Origin of the sequence: Sodalis sp. RH20 (assembly GCF_047324205.1) — a bacterium.
Classification (GTDB): domain Bacteria; phylum Pseudomonadota; class Gammaproteobacteria; order Enterobacterales; family Enterobacteriaceae; genus Acerihabitans.
In genome coordinates, this window is the sequence record NZ_CP178733.1 from 5830868 (window position 1) to 5849309 (window position 18442).

Genomic DNA, 18442 nt, shown 5'->3' on the forward strand with positions numbered 1-18442 from the left:
AGGCGGCCGCTATAAACGGAAGCTGGCAACCAGTTCCTCCAGCACCGCCGACTGATCTTCGAGCGTGTTGGCGGCAAGGGAGGACTCGGTGACCAGCGCGGCGTTCTGCTGGGTCGTGGTATCCAGCTCGCTGATCGCCCGGGCGATTTGTTCGATGCCGTGGCTTTGCTCTTCCGAGGCCGAGGAAATCTCGCCCATGATGTCGTTGACGCGCGAAACCGAGGCGACGATTTGCTCCATGGTATCGCCGGCCTGGGCCACCAGTTTGGTGCCCACGTCAATGCGCGAGACGGACTCGCCTATTAAGGTGGCGATCTCTTTCGCCGCCTGCGAACTGCGTTGCGACAAATTGCGTACTTCGCTGGCCACCACCGCGAACCCACGGCCCTGCTCGCCGGCGCGCGCCGCTTCCACCGCCGCGTTAAGCGCCAGGATATTGGTCTGGAAAGCGATGCTGTTGATGACGGCGGTAATATCGGTGATTTTTTTCGAACTCAGGGAGATGTCGTCCATGGTCCTGACGACATTTTTCATCACTTCGCCGCCTTGATGGGCATTGTGGGTGGCTTCGCCGGCGATCTGGCTGGCATGTCTGGCGTTGTCGGCGTTGTTTTTCACCGTTGAGGTAAGCTCTTCCATGCTGGCGGCGGTCTCGACCACGGCGGCGGCCTGTTGCTCGGTGCGGGAAGACAGGTCGGTATTGCCCGTGGCGATTTTGGCCGCCGACGAGGCCACGGTGCCGACGCTGTCGCGCACATCGGAAATGATGGTGCGCAGTTTGGCGTTCATGCGCGCCATGGCGGCGGTAAGCTGGCCCAGTTCATCATGACTTTCAGGCGTTATCGACGCGGTGAGATCGCCGTCGGCAATGCGCTCGGCAACCGCGAGATTTTTCAGCACCGGCCGGGTAATCTGCCGGGTGATATACCAGGAGACGAGAATACCGAAGACCACCGCAATCAGGCCGATGATAATGGTAATGCTTGAAGAACCATACGCCAGCGCGTCATTTTTTTCTTTCACGATATTAATAATGACTTTGACCGCGGCGCTGCTCTTATCGCCGGCAAGTTTTACGCCGTTTTCCGCCGCATTTAAATCCTTATAATCGGCATAGTAGTTCTGGCTTATATCCTTATATTTGCCAAAGTAGCTCCAAAAAGCATCAAGGGCTGGCTTGTTTTCTGGTGCGAGGCTGACCGCCAAATCGTTATATTTTTTCTCTGCATCCGCATAATTCTTTTGCAGCAAGGCTAATGCCTCATCGGTGCCTTTTAATTGCAAATTAAAGGAGTTGTCTTTAATTAAAATAAAGGCCAATACAAAATCATTGAGTTGATTATCCATATCGGTGCCAAACGTCTGGTTTAGCAAGGCGGTTTTAAAGGGGCCTATGGCGTCCTGGTTATGGAGATCGTCCAACTGGGCGCGGATGGCAACCATCTTTTTGGAAAAAACACTCATGTTTTCCAGAGATTTATTAAAATCTCCCAGATAAAGGGCAATGCTATCCAGGCTTGCCATCGATTCTTTATCCCATGACAGTGCCTGGGCTTGGTGGGTGAGCGCGGCGGCGTCATCGATAAAGCCGGCCATGACTTTACGCACCGCGTCGTCGGACGAGTAAAGGTATTTAACGCGGTTGACTTTAACCTGGAAAACATCAATATTTATATTATATACCAGATTGGTCTTTTCATAAATATCGCGAATTTCCTTGAAGCGTTGAACACTAAGGCCTGATGCAATAACGACCAGTAATAAGACAATGCCGAAGCCTAAAAAAAGTTTATGTGACACTTTAATGCTATTTATTTTACTTATTAAACTTGTCATTTCTGTTTCCCATATAAATGTCACAAATCAAACTGTGTAATACCTGAGATAAATGTCCTGCCTAGCTATCGGCAAATTTTTCCGCTTCTTTAGGTTATTTTCCGCGGAATGAGCGAATGGGCAGTAAAAATATCGATGCGGAGTGGTGCGGCGGCGGTAGGGCGGTTGTTGTGGAAATTATGGGGATTCGCTCATGCCACCCTGTGCTATGCGTGATGGCGTTAAGCCCAAATTTTGTCTTTTGCCCGTGCTGATATGCGGATGCCTGAAAAAAATAGTGCAACTGTCCAAGAGATGATGATGACTCAATCGTGACGGGTAATGCCTCGGCTTACCGAATGCAAATGAACGTTGGGAAATAATTACCGCTATTTTTTTAATAAAATAACAGGGCATATATTTTCCGCCAGCCGCTTAGCGGAAATAGAATAGCCGCTTTAACAAAAGAGCGAAAAAAATAAACCGGGTTGCTGTCACGTCGCCTACCCGGCCGCATTGGCCTGGGATTTCCCCACCTCCGGCAAGAGTAGCTATACTAAAAGCCTATGGGTAACAAACAGGAGGATGCAGATGACTATTCATAAACACGGACAGGCACATTGGGAAGGCGATATCAAGCAGGGTAAGGGCACCATCTCCACGGAAAGCGGCGCCTTAAGCCAGCAACCCTATGGCTTCAATACCCGCTTTGAAGGTAAACCCGGCACCAATCCCGAAGAGCTTATCGGCGCCGCCCACTCGGCCTGTTTTTCCATGGCGCTATCCTTGATGCTGGGCGAGAAGGGATATACCCCGCAGAGCATTGATACCAAAGCCGATGTTTCCCTTGATAAGGTGGGCGGCGGCTACGGCATCACTAAAATCGCCCTGGACAGCAGCGTGGTAGTGCCCGGGATCGATAAACAGGAATTTGACGCCATTATCCAGCAGGCAAAAGAAAACTGCCCGGTGTCCAAGGTGCTTAAGGCTGAGATTACGCTGACCTACCAGTTAAAAAACTGAATTGGCAGCACGACCTGATCCGCACCCCGTCTATCAGGGCGGGGCTTGCGCCACCCCTTTACCACGCTGCGGGTTTCCCCGCCCTACGCCGCATACCGCGTTTCGCCGCGCCGCCAAAGCCCTTGCTCTTCCTTTACCCGCCTGAAGGCAAGTACCCGGATGCGCTGGTTTAATGTGATATTCATCACAAAAATCATGCTATGCTTACCGGTCTTTCCGTAAGGAAACTATCACGACGAGGTATGGGTATGATTACCGGTATGCGTATAGCGACCGTGCTGCAAATGATCCTGAATATCGGCCTGCTGTTCCTGGCGGCGATCCTGATCGTTTTTATGGGTAAGGAAACCGTTCTTCTGGCCAGGGTGTTGCTGGTAAACGGCGAACTGGCGTCTTACTACCAGATGATTGAAGGCATCGTCATTTATTTTCTGTATTTTGAGTTTATCGCCCTGATTGTGAAGTATTTCCAGTCCGGGTATCACTTTCCGCTGCGCTACTTTGTCTATATCGGCATCACGGCGATTATCCGCCTGATTATCGTCGATCATAAAGATCCGCAGGACACGCTGTATTATTCGGCCGCCATATTAATCCTGGTGGTAACGCTGTGGCTGGTCAACAGTAACCGGCTTAAGCGCGAATAGCCCCGTCAGTGATGCGGACTGCCCATGATTAGCGCTTCCCCCAAGCCTGGCGATCGTCGCCTGGATGAAAACGTGCCGGCGCCGGACATCATCCGGCCTGCTTTTACATGATAAAAACGCGCCATGGCGCATTGGTGGGCGAGGGTAGGGCAAGGAGCCTTCAGTAATAGGCCGCTAAGCATTGCAAAATCCCCTTGCCGCTATTGGCCAATGACGGATATCCCTGCAATAATTTGTCAATAACATCATGATTAAGCTCAGGCAAGCCGGCGTGCTTTAGATAGTTACTTAAATGCATTATAACCAATGAAATATAAAATTTTTTATTGATCGATGCGGCATTAAATACCGTATTTGCGCATTCCAACGTCAGATAAAAATTTTCCCCCGTAAAATTTTTCTTAGGGAATATCAGTTTATACATTTTTTGCTTTTTATTTGGCTCACAATAATAAGATGCATAGAAATTATTACCTAATATAGGATAATGCATATTTATTTGGTCCATCAGTTTTAACGGGATATCGTTAAATTCATTATCATCTTTATCTGTGACAGTGGTGATGGACAGCCTGCCGGATGCCGCGTGAAAGTTTAAAGCAGGGTTATCACTATCATCGATAAGGTTGGTATTTTTGAGCAGTTCTATCGTCCCGCTATCGCCGTCGAGCAAAATCGGCAGATAAAGGTGTTTTTCATGCGGCAGCAAAACGCTTATATCATAATATTTTTTATGCAGTTCTTGTTTTAAACATTCATATGAACGACAGGCGAAACCTGGGTTTCCCTTGCCGGGGGTATTATCGCCATCGGCGAAGTTTGGTTTATGGATTTTTGCCGGGGGGCCTTCCTGGTGGCGGAGTATGGGGCTGCGCATTGCGGTAAAGGGCCGCGGGACATTGGTTACGCTTAAGCCGAATGCCGGATTGAACGGCCCGGTTTGCCGAGCGGCGGCGACATCATTTATGGCGGTATCGGAGGTAGAGGATGTTGAATTGATATTGTTCATGCGCCCGCCGTTGAGTTTCACCTGATAAAAAGAGTGTGGGTATAATAAATCACCGGTGTCTTTGATAAAGCGCTTAATCAGTACAGAGATTGAACGCTATTCTTTGAAATTTTGTAGGAGATTGCCCCGGAGGACTTGCCAGGCGTGTTGATTAGGCGGTAGCGACGTTGGTGTGGCCGCGCGCAGGCGGGTTTGCCCTTGCGCTCAATCAAGGCCGATATAATAGCGGCGATATTGCGTGGGCGTGGTTTTCAGCCGCCGTAAAAAGGCGCGCCGCAGAATATCCACGCTGGAAAAACCGCAGGCGGCGGCGATTTCCTTCGGCGCCAGACGGCTGGATTCAAGCAGGTCGCGCGCTTTGGCCACCCGCTCCTGCTCCAGCCAGCGCGCCGGCGCCACTCCCAGCGCCTCCTGGAAGAGACGCGTAAAATGCCGGGTACTGAGCTGCATATGATCGGCCAGGGTTTTCACCTTTTTCACCTCATCGAGATGGGCGACGGCCCAGCGCTGCATATCCTGCAAGGACGATCTGCCGGCCAGCGAGGCGCGGCCGCTGCGGCTGAAATGCCCTTGGCCGACCGGGCGGGTGAAAAACATCACCAGGTTGGCGGCGATCGCCAGCGCCACCTCGCGGCCCAGATCCTCTTCCACCATCCGCAGCGCCAGATCCAGACCGGACGTTACGCCCGCCGCCGTGCGCAGCGGGCCGTCGCAGATATAGATTTCATCGCCATTGACCCGCACGCCGGGGTAGCGGCGCGCCAGTTCCCCGCATACCGCCCAATGGGTGGTGACCCGGAAGCCATCCATTAATCCGGTAGCCGCCAGCACCAGCGCGCCGGTGCATACCGAGCCATAACGCTGGCTTTGCCGGCAGCAGGCCGCCAGCGCCGCCAGGCTGTGCGCATCCAGATTAACGCCCGCCGCCGCCGGCGCGCCCGCCACCAGAAAGCTATCCAGCGGCCCGGTAAGCGTCTCCCGCAACGACAGGTCGGGGACGATTTTTACCCCCGAGGATGAGGTAATGATCTGCTGATCCAGCCCCATGACCCGCATACGGTAAACCACGCGCCCCAGGATGGCGTTCGCCTCGGCAAACACGTCCAGCGGCCCGGAAATATCCAGCAGCTGCGCGCCGGGCAGCGCGAGGCAGACTATTTCTTTACGCATATCCTATTCCGTACCTCAATGGGTTATTGCATGGCGCCGGTCAGCGTTTTGTCTCAAATCGTCGTAATGCGGTGATTGAAGACACCGAGCATGAGCCATTACCCTGGTCAGGTCAATTAACCGGAGGTAATCACCATGGCTTTCAGCATCAACGGTATCAGCGTGCCCGACAGCAAAATGGCGCGCGAAGCAACGGAGCTGGTGCGCGACACCGAATCCGATCTGCTGTTTCATCATTCCAGCCGCACCTATTATTGGGGGGCGCTGGCCGGGCGGCAGCGCGGCCTTCGCGTCGATCAAGAATTGTTGTATATCGGCTGCCTGTTCCACGACATGGGGCTGACCCGGGAGCACTGCAGCTGCGATAAGCGTTTTGAGGTGGATGGCGCCGATGCGGCGCGCGATTTCCTGCGCCGGTACGGTGTCGGCCAGGCGGATATCGATAAGGTCTGGACCGCCATCGCCCTGCATACCACGCCGGGGGTGCCGGAGTTTATGGCGCCGGAAATCGCCCTGGTCACCGCCGGCGTGGAGATGGATGTACTGGGCATTAACTATGCGTCCTACCCGGAAGACGTGCGGGAACAGGTGGTGGCCGAGCATCCGCGTACGCCGGCGTTTAAAGAAGACATTATCCAGGCGTTTTATGACGGCATTAAGCATAAGCCGGACACCACCTTCGGCAATGTTAAAGCCGATGTGATTGCCGATAAGGAACCGGGTTTTATGCCCGGCGACTTTTGCGCGCTTATCCGCGCGTCGCGCTGGAAAGGGTAACCGCCGCGCAAGGCGGCGAGTTGATCAGCGGCTTTGCGTCAGTTTTGCCATAAACGCCAGGCTCTGGCGCCACGAATCCGCCGAGGCGTGGGCATTGGCGGCGGGCGTGCCGCCGGCGGCCATGATAATGCCCGATACCGCATGGGGCTTATCGATAACCGTGGCCGGCACATACGGCGTGGCGATGGCGTGGCCGGCGTCGGGATAATCCAGGTGCTGAACGGGGTAAGGATAGGCGTGATCGTTAAGCGTCCTGGTCACATGGCGGCAGTAGTCGGTGGACGGCCAGAATCCATCGTCGCCGCCGGAAATCAACAGCACCGGGCAGCGCATATTTTCCACCTGGATGCGCGCGGCTTCCACCGCGGCGGTATTCCGCTGGGCGTGGACAAACGCCGCCGCCTGGCGCCGCGGCTGCGGGGCGTTGTCAATTTCGCGCCAGCATGCCTTTGCGTCGTTTCCATGCCAGACAATCGGCAGCGGCTTGCCCTGGTAAATCCAGCAGGGCGCGAAGCGGCTTTCACCCGGGCGTCCCGCCGCCAGTACGCCGTGCGTTACCGAACTGGGAACATAGGCGATCACGGCGGACACCCGTTCGGGAAAGGTGGCGGCCAGCAGCAGGGATAATTCCCCGCCGCGCGACTGCCCGCTGACCGCGACAAAACCCTTGCGCGGCCGCAGCCGATCGTGTACCCAGGCCAGGGCGTCGGCGAAATATTCCAGCGGCGTGGCGGAGATATGCGACGGCAGGCCCGGCGCGCCGAAGTACCCCAATGCCAGCGCCGCATAGCCGCGGGAAGCCCATAACGCGGCGCGCTGATGATTGATGCCGCCGCCGGATCCGTTGAGGTAGATAACCACCGGATGCGGCCCCGGCGTGCCAGGCGTATAGAGCGCGCCCACCAGGCCCTGCTCTTCAATCGGCCGATAGGCGACGTTATCGGCGCTAAACTGTTGCACCATTTGCGCGTCGGCATGGACAGGCGCGGCATCCACCCCGGCGCAGCGTCCCGTTGCGCGCAGATTCACGGTGACCGGCGCGATAACCGCCGGATGACCGGCGGCGCCGGTCGGCGGGGAAACCTGCCGCTGCGACCACAGTAATCCCTGGCCGTCGACGCCCCGGTAATCACCGGCAACCGGCGCATCACGCTGCAAATCCACCGTGCCGTCATCCGCCGCGATAAATTGCGCGTAACTGCGCCAGGCCGCGCCATCGCCGGTGCGGGATGTGGCTTCAATCTCAACCGTGGCGCCGGGGCGCAGGCCCTGGAGACGGATGCGGCGCGGTTCATCCACCAAGGCGATGGCCGGGGTAACGGTCAGTGTCAGCGGCATCATCAATTCTCCTCCATTTTGGCCACGCGGGCCTGTTGCTGTACGGCCTGTTTATCGAAATGATTAATATCGCCGACCAGCGCGTTGGTGAAAATCTTATCCAGCGGTACGCTGGCCACGTCCAGTTCACCGGCGTCATGCATCAAGGCGACATAGCGGGCAATGGCGTCGATATCGTATCGTCCCGGCACCACCGGCTGACCCTCAGGTGTGTAAAGGGTGCGTTTTAACCGGCGTTCCAACAGGAATACCGCGTCTTTCAGCCTGGCCTGGTAGACCTCGGCGCCCGGTTTTAATTCCGGCTTCGCCTGCCAGAATGTCTGGACGCAGAAGCCGGGATTGGCCTCACACGCCAGTGTGGCCTTGGTGATGGCGCGGCCAAAACCCACCAGCATGGCGCGGCGATCGCGCAGGGTATCGTTATGGGCGATAAAGCCATTGCCCACCATCGCGGAAAATTCGGCCGGATAGGACAACCGGCGGATTTTAGTGCCGCTTTGCTCCAGCATGTCGTGCCAGCTCTGGTTAAAGTTCAGCGCGTCGACGCGGCCTTCCTTTAACGCCAGGAAGCCGGCGCCGAGCGCGCCGGTGGCCACGATCTGCACGTCTTTATCCGGATTCAGTCCCTGGTTGGCCAGCACGGCGCGGGTTTGCGGAATCGAAGCCCAGGTCAGCGCGCCGACGCCGATTTTTTTCCCTTTCAGGTCGGCCAGGGTCTTGATGGGCGAACTGTCCAATACCGCCAGCTCCATGCCGCCGGAAGGCCGGGCGTTATAGAAAAACTGTACCGGCAAGGGTTGTTTGCCGGGGGCATAGGACGCCAGCACCGGCTCCGGCATCGGAAAGCCGATATCGATTTTTTTGCTGTTAACCTGCGGCAGCAGGGCGCCGGCGCCCTGGAAAACGATGGTTTTCACCGCCAGGTTTTCCGCGCGGAAGTAACCCAGCTTATCGGCGGCGCTATAAATACTGCCGTCGACCACGGTTTGGGGAATATTCAATCCCACGATAATCTGTTCTTCAGCCTTGGCCGCCGCACTTAGCGCCAGGCAAAAAAAAGTGCTGAATAAATAACCACGTTGTGTCATGAAATAGCGAGCCTCGTTAATGTCATCAAACCTGGGGTTAGCGCACCGTGCGGGTATCATCGGCCCGGGGTGTTTCCCAAAAAACCAGGCGCCGGTGCAGCCAGCGCACGCTTTGCGCCCCGATAAGCCCTATCACCGCCAGCAGGAATACGCCGGCAAACATCGTGCTGACGTTTAAATTCGCCGCGGCGGCGCCAATCATGTAACCGAGCCCGGCTTCCGACGACACCAGTTCGCCCACCACGGCGCCAATCAGCGCCAGCGCAATGCCTATCTGCAGACCGGCAAAAATATCCCCGGCCACCGACGGCAGCTTAACGTGGCGGAAGATATACCAGCGGGAGGCGGAAAAGGCCCGGCAGGCGTCAATCAGGTCGGCATCTACCCGCTTAAATCCCACCAGAGTATTGATAAACAGCGGGAAAAAGCATAACAGCACCACCAGCACCACCTTGGAGGCGATGCCGAAACCAAACCAGACCAGGATCAGCGGCGCCAGGGCCACTTTAGGCGTGGATTGGATAGCCACCAGCAGCGGGTAAACGAATTTTTCGAAGGTGGCGGATTCCGCCAGCGCGGCGCCGGCGATCAGGGCAAAGCCGCTGCCCAGCGCATACCCGATAAGCGTGGCCGACAGGGTATAGCCGATATGCTTCCAGATAACGCCCTGGCGGAACAGATCCAGCAGGGTGGTCCACACCGCGGTGGGGGCGGGTAAAATATATTCCGGAATATTCAGCAGGCTGACGGCCAGTTGCCATGCCAGCAACAATACCGTAAGCGTTATCAGCGGATAAATCACCGATAGGATCCGGTTCATTGCGCGTGCTCCATAAAATGCCGGCGCAGGTGCCGGCATGCCTCGCTGAACGGGGGCGAGGAGAGGGTCTCAGGCGATCGGGGCCGCGGCAGGGTTATCCGGTAGTCTTCGATAAGGGTTCCCGGGCGGGCGGACATGACCAGGACGCGGTCCGACAGGAACACCGCCTCCGGGATGCTATGGGTAATAAACAGCACGGATTTCCGGTCTTGCAGCCAGACGCGCTGCAGTTCCAGGGTCAGGGTTTCCCGGGTCATGGCATCCAGCGCCGCGAAGGGCTCATCCATCAATAACAGTTTGGGATCCCCCAGCAGCATGCGCGCCAGCCCGACTCTCTGCTGCATGCCCCCGGACAGTTCATTAGGGTAGTTGTGGCTGAATTCGCTCAGTCCCACCAGCGCGAGCAGCTCCAGGGCGCGGGCATGCGCCCGGGTTAAATCCAGCTTAAGCGTATGCGCCGGCATGAGGATATTTTCCAGCACGGTTTTCCAGGGCATCAGGGTGGGTTTCTGGAACGCCACGCCGATATTGCGGTTAGGGCCGTGGGACGGCTTGCCGGCAATGGCAATTTGCCCCGCGGAGGGACGCAGCAGCCCGGCGGCGATTTTCAGCAGCGTCGATTTTCCGCAGCCGGACGGCCCCAGCAGCGTGACGAACTCGCCCGTGCCGATGCGCAGGCTGACCTGTTTCAGCGCTTCTATTATCCCACGACGGGTACGGTAGGTGACCGAAATACCTTCGGCGTTAAGCATCGGGTCAGCCGGGGCAATGCCCGGCGGCGAAGAAAGCGTATCGCCCGGCGCGCCCCGGACAATAGCCCCCGTAAAGCGGGGTGAAACGGCAACCATAAAATGATCCTTAATGCATATTGTGAGCAGCTCACCGCGGGTGTCTGGGGTGATTTGACATGGCTCAGTATGTGAGGAAAATAATGGAAGCTCTAATAAATAAACCGGGATTAAATATGAGTTAAATGCATCGGCTGAGCTGCTTAAGGATCAGCGCCGGCCAGGTGCAGAAGGCGTATTGGTGGTGCTGATGACGCGGGGTTGATCAGAAGCTGTCGATGATTTTCGCTACTTCATCCGCGCTATTATTCGTGCAAAACAAAGTGATTTGCTGCTTTTCATTATCTTTATTATATTTTGTTGCCATATAGTCGACGAAATGTATGCCGGAGGCTGCCGCGGAAAGCGCCTTTGTCCCACCGGAATAAACAATATCATTTTTAATATCATAATAGCAAAAATGGCCGGCGCTGTAGCTGCTGGTCAGAAAAATACAGTGGTCGCCAAAGTTGGCGGCAAGGAAATGCCGGATCTCCGCCGCGTGGTTAAATAAATCCCGGGGGCGGACATTCGCCTGCAGGCTGGTTTTCTGATTATCATGGCGCGTGAGGGTAAAATCGACGCCATGGCGCTCCTGGCTGATATCGTTACCGTCCAGCATGCATAAGCCGATGTCGAACTGCCCGCCTTGCCTGAGCGGCGCCAGGATCGACGCCGGTACGGAAAAGTCGAAAGGACTGATGGATCTGTGCGCCATCATATACGCGGCGGCAATAAAACAGGGCTGGGGAATGTCGTGGTATATATTATGCAGGATATCGATTTTTTTATGGATATCGATTTTATCGGTATCGTCGCTCAGCGCTGTCTGCATCAGGATAAAATCCGCCAGCAGCGTATTATCGTAGGCGGCGGGATGATCATGGTAATCGCTTATGATTAAATTCGTTAATAATTCGATAGTAATATTAGACAGCTCAAAAACTTTCTCGCCATAGGCTATTACCAATCCGCCATCGCAGTCGAGCAGCGAAAGGGTGAATGCGTTGTCGAATCGGATGTCCTGAACGTTTTTTTTATCACGGGTAGCGGTATACGTTTTAACGAAAATCTCATTAAAAAAATCGATATTATTGCTATCTATAGTCACATCCCCTATTTCTGCGGGAAGCGGCGTTGCGGCGTAGCCGGTTTTTTTTAACAATGCAATTAAAAGGTCACCGGCAAGATGGTGGTCGTGCGCGGTGCTGCTATGGCCGGCGGTAAGGGATGGCTGATTTTGCGGTGCCGAGGCGAGTGTTACATTTAAAGGCATATAGTAGAAACCTAATGGATAATGATGTCGATGGGAGTGAGCATTATATTGATGGCATAAGTGCCGAAGCATAGTGCGCAATAAGTAATGCGCTGCGCAGTTTACGCGAACAGGTAATAGCATTGCAATGCGCGGTGCTATTGAATTTAATTAATGCCAGATATTAATTTATTTGAAAAAATAATATCTACGAATAAACTAATCAACTTCTTTCAATACGGCAATAAATGCCCTCAGCCCCAACGGCACATGGCGATTGCCGGGATAATATAAAAATAACCCGGGTATCGGCGGGCACCACTCCTCAAGCACCCGGATAAGTTTACCCTGGTCGATATAGGGCTGGGCCACCGGCGCGGGTAAGTAGGCGATGCCCAGTCCGGCGGCGGCGGATTCCGCCATCAGGCCCAGGTGGTCCAGGGTCAGAGCGCCGGGCACGTCGAGGGCGATTTCCTGGCCGTTGCGGGCAAATTCCCAGCGGAAAATCTTGCCGCTGGGCAGGCGCAGGCGGATGCATTCATGTCCTTTCAAGTCGTCCGGCGTCTGCGGCGGCCTGCGGCCCGCCAGATAGGCGGGAGCGGCCACCGTCACAAAACGTACCTCGCCGCCGAAACGCACGGCAATCATATCCTGCGGCAGCGCCTCGCCCAGGCGAACGCCGGCGTCAAAACCGCCGGCGACGATATCCACCAGCCGGTTCTCCGTCACCAGATCGAGGGACATTTCCGGGTAGCGCGCCAGAAACGCCGGCACCACCCGCGCCAGCAGTTGCCGGGCCGCCGGCTCGCTGGCGTTAATGCGTAATATGCCGCTGGGCCGGTCGCGGAATTCGTTGACATCCTCCAGCGCCGAATCCAGATCCCTGAGCAACGGGCGCAGACGGGACACCAGCCGCTCGCCGGCCTCGGTGGGCGCCACGCTGCGGGTGGTCCGGTGCAGCAGCCGCACCCCCATATTCTGCTCCAGCACCCGCATCATATGGCTGAGGGTGGAGGGGGACAGGCCTAGCTCGTCCGCCGCCTTGCGAAAGCTGCGATGGGCGACTATCGCGGCGAAAGCGGTTAAATCCGCTAAATCGGGTTTTTTCATTGCTGGGTTTATTTCACTTCTTCATGCGATATTGTACGGATAGTAGCATGGATCTGCGGGCCTTATACTCAGTTAACGCGCCATCATAGCGGCGCCTTAACAATAAGGAGACAGCGTATGTCTAGAACGTGGTTTATTACCGGCACGTCCTCGGGACTTGGCCGGGAACTGACGGAAAAACTCCTGGCGCGCGGCGATCGCGTCGCGGCAACCTTGCGCAAGACCGGCGCGCTTGACGATCTGCTGGCGCGGTATGGCGACCGTCTGTGGGTGGCGTCGTTGGACGTTACCGATACGCAGCAGGTGCACCGTGTTTTCGATCAGGCCGTCGCGCATTGGGGCCGTATCGACATCGTGGTGAGCAATGCCGGTTATGCGGTGTTCGGCGCGGGCGAGGAGGCGAGCGATGAGCAGATCCGTCATCAGATCGATACCAATCTCATCGGCTCGATCCAGCTTATCCGCGTCGCCTTGCCGCACCTGCGCCGCCAGGGCGGCGGGCGGATCCTGCAGATATCCTCGGAGGGCGGCCAAACCGCCTATCCCAATTTCAGCCTGTATCATGCCACTAAATGGGGTATCGAGGGATTCGTCGAGGCGGTGGCCCAGGAAGTGGCGCCGTTCAATATCGAGTTTACCCTGGTGGAACCGGGACCGGCGAAAACAGGCTTCGGCGGCGCGCTGATCACCCCGCCGCCGATGGCGGAGTATGACGCCACCCCGGCGGGGGATATGCGTCGCGCGCTGGCCGCTGAGGCTTTCCCGATCCTGGGGGACCCGGTAAAGATGGTCCGGGAAATCATGGCCAGCGTGGAGCGCAGCCCCGCTCCCCGGCGGCTGACGCTGGGCAGCCAGGCTTATGATCATCTCCACGCGACGCTGACGCAGCGGCTGGCCGCGCTGGAAGCGCAAAAAGACATTGCTTTATCGACCGATATTGACCAGTGAAAGACAAGATATCGCGCAGGGCGGCGGGAATGATTCCGGGTGCCGATCCTCTGCGCGATGATTAATTTAGTAATTTACCGGGCGGCGACATTTCCCGCAGACAATAAAAGTTACTGCGATCCTTTTCACGTTTTGCAGATAAACGGCTTTATTCGGTCAGGGTCATGATCCAGCCCCAAAAGTTAAATAATCCCTGTTGCTATTCAGTTATATAAACTTATAACTGGTATGGGGCTATTCCCATCAGCAGGGACACGACGAAATGAGTGAACAAATTCATCTTCAAGAGCCGAAAGATAAAAATTTTATCAGCCTGCGGGAACCGTGGGAAGTGGAGTACTGGACGCAAACCTTAGGAATCACCAAACAAAAACTCTCCGCCGCCATCAGGGCGGTCGGCAATGGCACGAAAGACGTGAAGGAGCATTGTGGTAAATAATGCGCCGGCGGCGGGGCGCGCCAATCAGGGTGAATGCTTGTATCTGAAATTTATATAATTAACCTCATTACACTTTCAACTCTTTGCGTTAAACTTCCTGCGGTGGAATGTTTCCCGACCATTTTGATGATTCAGGAAGAAAACAATGAAGACGTTTTTTATTGCTGGCGCCGCCGCCAGCCTGTTACTGGCCGCCGCATCCGCCAATGCCGTAAGCGTAACCGGTGAAGTCGGCGAACATTATACCAACGTAGGCGTTGGTTTCGGGACCACTACGCCGGGCATTGCCGTCAGCGGCAATTGGGCGCATAACGATGACAACGGCGATGTCGCCGGTCTCGGCCTCGGTTACAATATTCCCCTCGGCCCGTTTATGGGCACCGTGGGCGGCAAGGGACTGTATGTGGGGCCAAAAGACGGCGATGAAGGTTATGCCATTGCCGTGGGCGGAGGCCTGCAGTTGCCGGTGGGCAGCCTGTTCAGCCTGTATGGCGATTATTACTACTCGCCGGATTCCCTTTCCAGCGGCGTGGAAAACTATACCGAAGCCAATGCCGGCGTCAGGTTGACCGCCATCCCGCTGGTAACCGTCAGCGTCGGTTACCGCTATATGGCGATGGACGGCAAGGACGGCGACCGCGACAATATCCTGGCCGACGGCCCGTATATCGGCGGCGCGTTTAACTTCTGAGGGGCGTCCTCGTCCTCCCGTCATCATGCCTGCGATTTCATTTGATCGAAACAAGACCGCCCGGCGGCGGTCTTGTTGAGTTTGATGGCAACGTCGTGCGCGCCATCCCTGGTGCGCTACGCTTTACTGAGCCTACCCATCATACCCACCGCTAGCTCATGTGCACGCTTGTCAGCAGTCTGAACAAGACCGCCGCCGGGCGGTGGCGTTTTATTTATTAAACCGCGACATCAGCCCGATAATATTACGCAGGCGCTCGCCCTGCAGCAGATGCTGCTTGCTGGGCTGCAGGTCCGGCGTAAAGGTCTCGAAGATCCCGCCCGGGTAGACGACGTCAATCTGATCGGGGGACACCACCGCGTAATTGTAATAACTGCCGACAATGATATCGTCGGAACGCGGCGCGTCGGGCTGCAATAAATTGCGTCCCACGCTGTAGTCGCCCACCGGGGTCGTGACGCCCGCAATGGTTTGCATCAGCGTCGGCACCACATCGAAATGGCTGGTGCGCCGGTTGATATCGCCGCTTTCGCCGCCCGGCAGCTTCATAAACATCGGCACATGGATTTGCACGTCGCTAAAGTTGCTGCCGTGACCCCAGTAGTTCTTTTTATGATCGTTAAACTCTTCGCCGTGATCGGAGGTAATCACCACCAGGGTATTGTTGTCCAGCCCCGCCTGCGCCAGTTTGGCCAACACCTCGCCTATCAGGCTATCGTCATAATACAGCGCGTCCCGGTAGCGGTTATGGTATTCGGTCGGGTCAAAATCGTTGTTGAGCTTAATGTGATCCACGCGTTCCCAATAGGGCTTGAACGGCGTCGCCGCGTCGGGCGGCAGGTCGTAGCCGTGGGCCGCGTCATAAAACAGAAAATCGAAAAACGGCTTTTTAGCGTCCCGCTTATCGATAAACTGCTTAAAGGCATCGGTGATCTGCCGGTCGCGCCGGGCGGGAGACGGTTCGCTGTTGCTGATGGTCAAATCGGGAATATGGGAAAATACCGTGCGGTCAAACGGCGGATGGTTGAGATCCGCCGACCCGTGAATGGAAAATTGATATCCCTCGTCGGCCAGGGTTTGCATCAGCACCGGGCGCTGGCCGCTGTTACGCACCGCCAGCCAGTAGGTATCCGGCAGGCTGTAGAACAAACTGAATATGCCCGGCTCGGTAGAGTTGCCGCCGCTGCGATGCTGATGGAAACGCAGCGCCTGCTGCGCGAACCGGCTGACGTTGGGGGTCACCCGGTCATTGGCGTCGTCGTAGCGCCAGGCGTCGATCAGGATAAACAGCACATTGGGCTGCTGGGCCGGCTTGGCATAGGCGATAGGGTGCAGGGGGTAATGCAATGTCCCTTCCGGCTCGGCCTGTAGATTGTTCTCTTTATTCAATGCCAGGGAGGGATCCACCAGTCCCCAGGCGACCAGCCTGGACTTGGCCGTCAGAGGGTAATAAAGCGGAAAATCATGGGTATAACTTGGGATCTGGGTTCTATAGTTGGCGTCATCCCAGGCGTGCATACCCTGGCTGACCAGGATACTGAGCGCCATCAGGCTGTAGCCGGGCGTCCTGAGCGTGCTTAGACGGCGTACGGCGCGCGCCAGGCGGTTAAACAGCAGTTGCAGCGCCAGCAGCGCCAGCCCCATGCCCGCGCCCACCAGCCAGGTGTACCATGAGAGGTCGACCACGTCGCGCCCCTCGAACAGCATTTCGAGCACGACGCCGTTAAGGTGAAAGCGGTATTGGGCGAACACCAGGGTATCGACAACCAGCACCGCAACGGCGCAGAACCCCAGCAGGATGCCGATGCCCCGGAACAGCCGGCCGGGCAACAGGCACAACAGGCAATTCAGCGCCAGGCCCAGCAGGCAGATGGTGCCGAACAGGGCGTATTGGGCGGTAAGCAAATAGATAACCGAACGGTAATCCCCCGCCGGAATGCTGATCCATTGCCAATAGCGGAAACTTACCGCCGTCAGTAACACAGCGTTTAATAACCAGAACACCGTTGCCCATCTTACATTGGGTTTAAATGAACTAAAGGCATTCAATCTAAGCGTCATCTTCAGTAATCCTGTATGGCAAATAGAGCGGCGAGCTGAGAGGCGGTGAGATTTAACACCCAAATTGTGTTTAACCGGCTATCTATTTTAGTAAACAACTGTAACGCGCCGCTCATTATCAGCCGGTTATAGGATGGCTTTATCGATTAACTTGGCTTAAGCATAGCGAGCGGGTGAGAACATGGGGAAAACGACAGGCGCCGTCGTCAACGGCGCCAGAGGAGGCCATGGCCACATCAGCGCGAAAAGCCGTCGATGGGCGACGGTGGAATCACCGCGGTTTTATTTATCAAACGGGCGCGCCGCGCGGACGTATTCCGTTAAGCTTTCTGATACGTTAACCGCCGGCGCAACCTCTGCGCCGGACGGCATGGCGTCATTGATAGCGTAGCGCCGTTATTTTGGCTTCACGTTCTTGATCGGACGGCCGGACCAGTAGCCGGCCAGCACCGAACCGGACAGGTTGTGCCATACCGAGAACAGCGCGCCGGGCAGCGCGGCCAGGGGGGAGAAATAAATCTTGCCCAGGGTGGCCGCCAGACCGGAGTTTTGCATGCCGACCTCCATGGCCAGCGTGCGGCAGGTGGTTTCGTCAAAGCCGAACAGTTTTCCGCCCCAGTAGCCGCTCAGCAGGCCGATGCCGTTATGCAGGATCACCGCCGCGATCACCACCAGCCCCACCGAGCCGATAAATCCCTGGCTGCCGCCCACCACCGCGCTGATAATCGCCAGGATGCAGATCATTGAAAACGCCGGCAGCCAAGGCTCCACGCGCTTAACGGCGCGGGTAAACAGATGATGGATAACCAGGCCGGCAAAGATCGGGATAACCACAATCTGCAAAATGCTCAGCAGCATGCCCGCCACATCGACCTTGATCTGCGCATCCACATACAGCCGGGTCAGCAGCGGCGTGGCGAAAACCCCCACCAGGGTGGACACGGCGGAAATGGTCACCGACAGCGCCACATCGCCTTTCGCCAGGTAAATCATCACATTGGAGGCCGTGCCGCTGGCGACGCTGCCCACCAGGATCATGCCCGCCGACAGATCGGGCGGCATCTGGAACAGCTTGGCCAGTATCCAGGCGGCCAGCGGCATCACCAGGTAGTGCAGGAAGGTGGCGGCGATAACCGGCGCCGGGCGGGAGAGGACGCGTTTAAAATCAGCCACCCGGAGCGTGACGCCCATGGCGAACATAATCAGCATCAGCAGGATGCTCACATAGGGCCCGATGCGGATAAAGGTGGTCGGGGAATAGTACGCGGCGATGGACAGCAAAACAGCCCACAGCGGGAACAGGCGGGTAATCTTGGCTAACATGTGAGGTGTGTCCTTATTATCTTATTTTAATAGGTAAATTGTGTTGCCGGGAGCTGATACGGCCCCCGCGCTTGCCATAGCGGCTTTATTTGTACCGTCAA

17 protein-coding genes are annotated in these 18442 nt (G+C 56.4%); 6 read left to right on the top strand and 11 right to left on the bottom strand.

The window, feature by feature from the left end:
• Window positions 1–9: 9 nt before the first annotated feature.
• Window positions 10–1836, bottom strand: a complete 1827-nt coding sequence (locus ACL2XM_RS26665; protein WP_413731995.1) for a methyl-accepting chemotaxis protein — start codon at window positions 1834–1836, stop codon at window positions 10–12.
• Between the two features lie 570 nt (window positions 1837–2406).
• Here ACL2XM_RS26665 and ACL2XM_RS26670 point away from each other — a divergent pair.
• Together ACL2XM_RS26670 and psiE are read left to right on the top strand one after the other, a co-directional pair.
• Window positions 2407–2838 (top strand): OsmC family protein, encoded by a 432-nt coding sequence (locus ACL2XM_RS26670; protein ID WP_413721380.1) that lies wholly within the window; start codon window positions 2407–2409, stop codon window positions 2836–2838.
• Window positions 2839–3086: 248 nt separating this feature from the next.
• Window positions 3087–3485: a phosphate-starvation-inducible protein PsiE gene (gene psiE, locus ACL2XM_RS26675; protein ID WP_410013632.1), complete on the top strand. Its 399-nt coding sequence runs from the start codon at window positions 3087–3089 to the stop codon at window positions 3483–3485.
• Window positions 3486–3645: 160 nt separating this feature from the next.
• Here the strand turns inward: psiE and ACL2XM_RS26680 are convergent, their stop codons facing one another.
• Entirely contained in the window at window positions 3646–4494 is an 849-nt protein-coding gene (locus ACL2XM_RS26680; RefSeq protein ID WP_413731996.1) for a hypothetical protein, read from the bottom strand.
• Window positions 4495–4698: 204 nt separating this feature from the next.
• Complete coding sequence (locus ACL2XM_RS26685; RefSeq protein WP_413731997.1) at window positions 4699–5664, bottom strand: GlxA family transcriptional regulator; 966 nt, start codon at window positions 5662–5664, stop codon at window positions 4699–4701.
• Between the two features lie 135 nt (window positions 5665–5799).
• On the opposite strand from ACL2XM_RS26685, the gene ACL2XM_RS26690 reads away from it, so the two are divergent.
• Window positions 5800–6441 carry an HD domain-containing protein gene (locus tag ACL2XM_RS26690; protein ID WP_410013635.1) on the top strand — a complete coding sequence of 214 codons (642 nt, stop codon included), beginning with the start codon at window positions 5800–5802 and terminating at the stop codon, window positions 6439–6441.
• 24 nt (window positions 6442–6465) lie between these two features.
• Here the strand turns inward: ACL2XM_RS26690 and ACL2XM_RS26695 are convergent, their stop codons facing one another.
• From ACL2XM_RS26695 to ACL2XM_RS26720, 6 genes are all read right to left on the bottom strand, one after another.
• The gene (locus tag ACL2XM_RS26695; protein WP_413731998.1) at window positions 6466–7782 is read right to left on the bottom strand and encodes an acyl-CoA thioester hydrolase/BAAT C-terminal domain-containing protein; all 1317 of its coding nucleotides are present in this window, start codon (window positions 7780–7782) and stop codon (window positions 6466–6468) included.
• Window positions 7782–8867, bottom strand: a complete 1086-nt coding sequence (locus ACL2XM_RS26700) for an ABC transporter substrate-binding protein (protein WP_413732000.1) — start codon at window positions 8865–8867, stop codon at window positions 7782–7784. The genes ACL2XM_RS26695 and ACL2XM_RS26700 overlap by 1 nt, the downstream gene beginning before the upstream one ends.
• 37 nt (window positions 8868–8904) lie before the next feature.
• Window positions 8905–9687, bottom strand: coding sequence for an ABC transporter permease (locus ACL2XM_RS26705; protein ID WP_410013638.1), 783 nt, complete (start codon window positions 9685–9687; stop codon window positions 8905–8907).
• Window positions 9684–10535, bottom strand: a complete 852-nt coding sequence (locus tag ACL2XM_RS26710; RefSeq protein WP_413732001.1) for an ABC transporter ATP-binding protein — start codon at window positions 10533–10535, stop codon at window positions 9684–9686. Before ACL2XM_RS26710 ends, ACL2XM_RS26705 begins: the two co-directional genes overlap by 4 nt.
• 205 nt (window positions 10536–10740) lie before the next feature.
• A complete protein-coding gene (locus ACL2XM_RS26715; protein ID WP_413732002.1) occupies window positions 10741–11625 on the bottom strand; it encodes a hypothetical protein in 885 nt (294 codons plus the stop codon).
• A gap of 363 nt (window positions 11626–11988) precedes the next feature.
• The gene (locus ACL2XM_RS26720; protein WP_413721373.1) at window positions 11989–12879 is read right to left on the bottom strand and encodes a LysR family transcriptional regulator; all 891 of its coding nucleotides are present in this window, start codon (window positions 12877–12879) and stop codon (window positions 11989–11991) included.
• A 117-nt stretch (window positions 12880–12996) separates the two neighbouring features.
• Between ACL2XM_RS26720 and ACL2XM_RS26725 the strand changes: the two genes are divergently transcribed.
• The 3 genes from ACL2XM_RS26725 (at window position 12997) to ACL2XM_RS26735 (ending at window position 14957) form a co-directional block, all read left to right on the top strand.
• Window positions 12997–13827: an SDR family oxidoreductase gene (locus tag ACL2XM_RS26725; RefSeq protein WP_410013642.1), complete on the top strand. Its 831-nt coding sequence runs from the start codon at window positions 12997–12999 to the stop codon at window positions 13825–13827.
• Between the two features lie 262 nt (window positions 13828–14089).
• The gene (locus ACL2XM_RS26730) at window positions 14090–14266 is read left to right on the top strand and encodes a DUF3606 domain-containing protein (protein ID WP_410013643.1); all 177 of its coding nucleotides are present in this window, start codon (window positions 14090–14092) and stop codon (window positions 14264–14266) included.
• Window positions 14267–14411: 145 nt separating this feature from the next.
• Window positions 14412–14957 carry a YfaZ family outer membrane protein gene (locus ACL2XM_RS26735; protein ID WP_410013644.1) on the top strand — a complete coding sequence of 182 codons (546 nt, stop codon included), beginning with the start codon at window positions 14412–14414 and terminating at the stop codon, window positions 14955–14957.
• A gap of 210 nt (window positions 14958–15167) precedes the next feature.
• Here the strand turns inward: ACL2XM_RS26735 and ACL2XM_RS26740 are convergent, their stop codons facing one another.
• Window positions 15168–17018, bottom strand: a complete 1851-nt coding sequence (locus ACL2XM_RS26740) for a DUF3413 domain-containing protein (RefSeq protein ID WP_413732004.1) — start codon at window positions 17016–17018, stop codon at window positions 15168–15170.
• A 396-nt stretch (window positions 17019–17414) separates the two neighbouring features.
• On the bottom strand, window positions 17415–18341 hold the full coding sequence (gene panS, locus ACL2XM_RS26745; RefSeq protein WP_413732006.1) for a ketopantoate/pantoate/pantothenate transporter PanS: 927 nt from the start codon (window positions 18339–18341) through the stop codon (window positions 17415–17417).
• Window positions 18342–18442 lie beyond the last annotated feature (101 nt).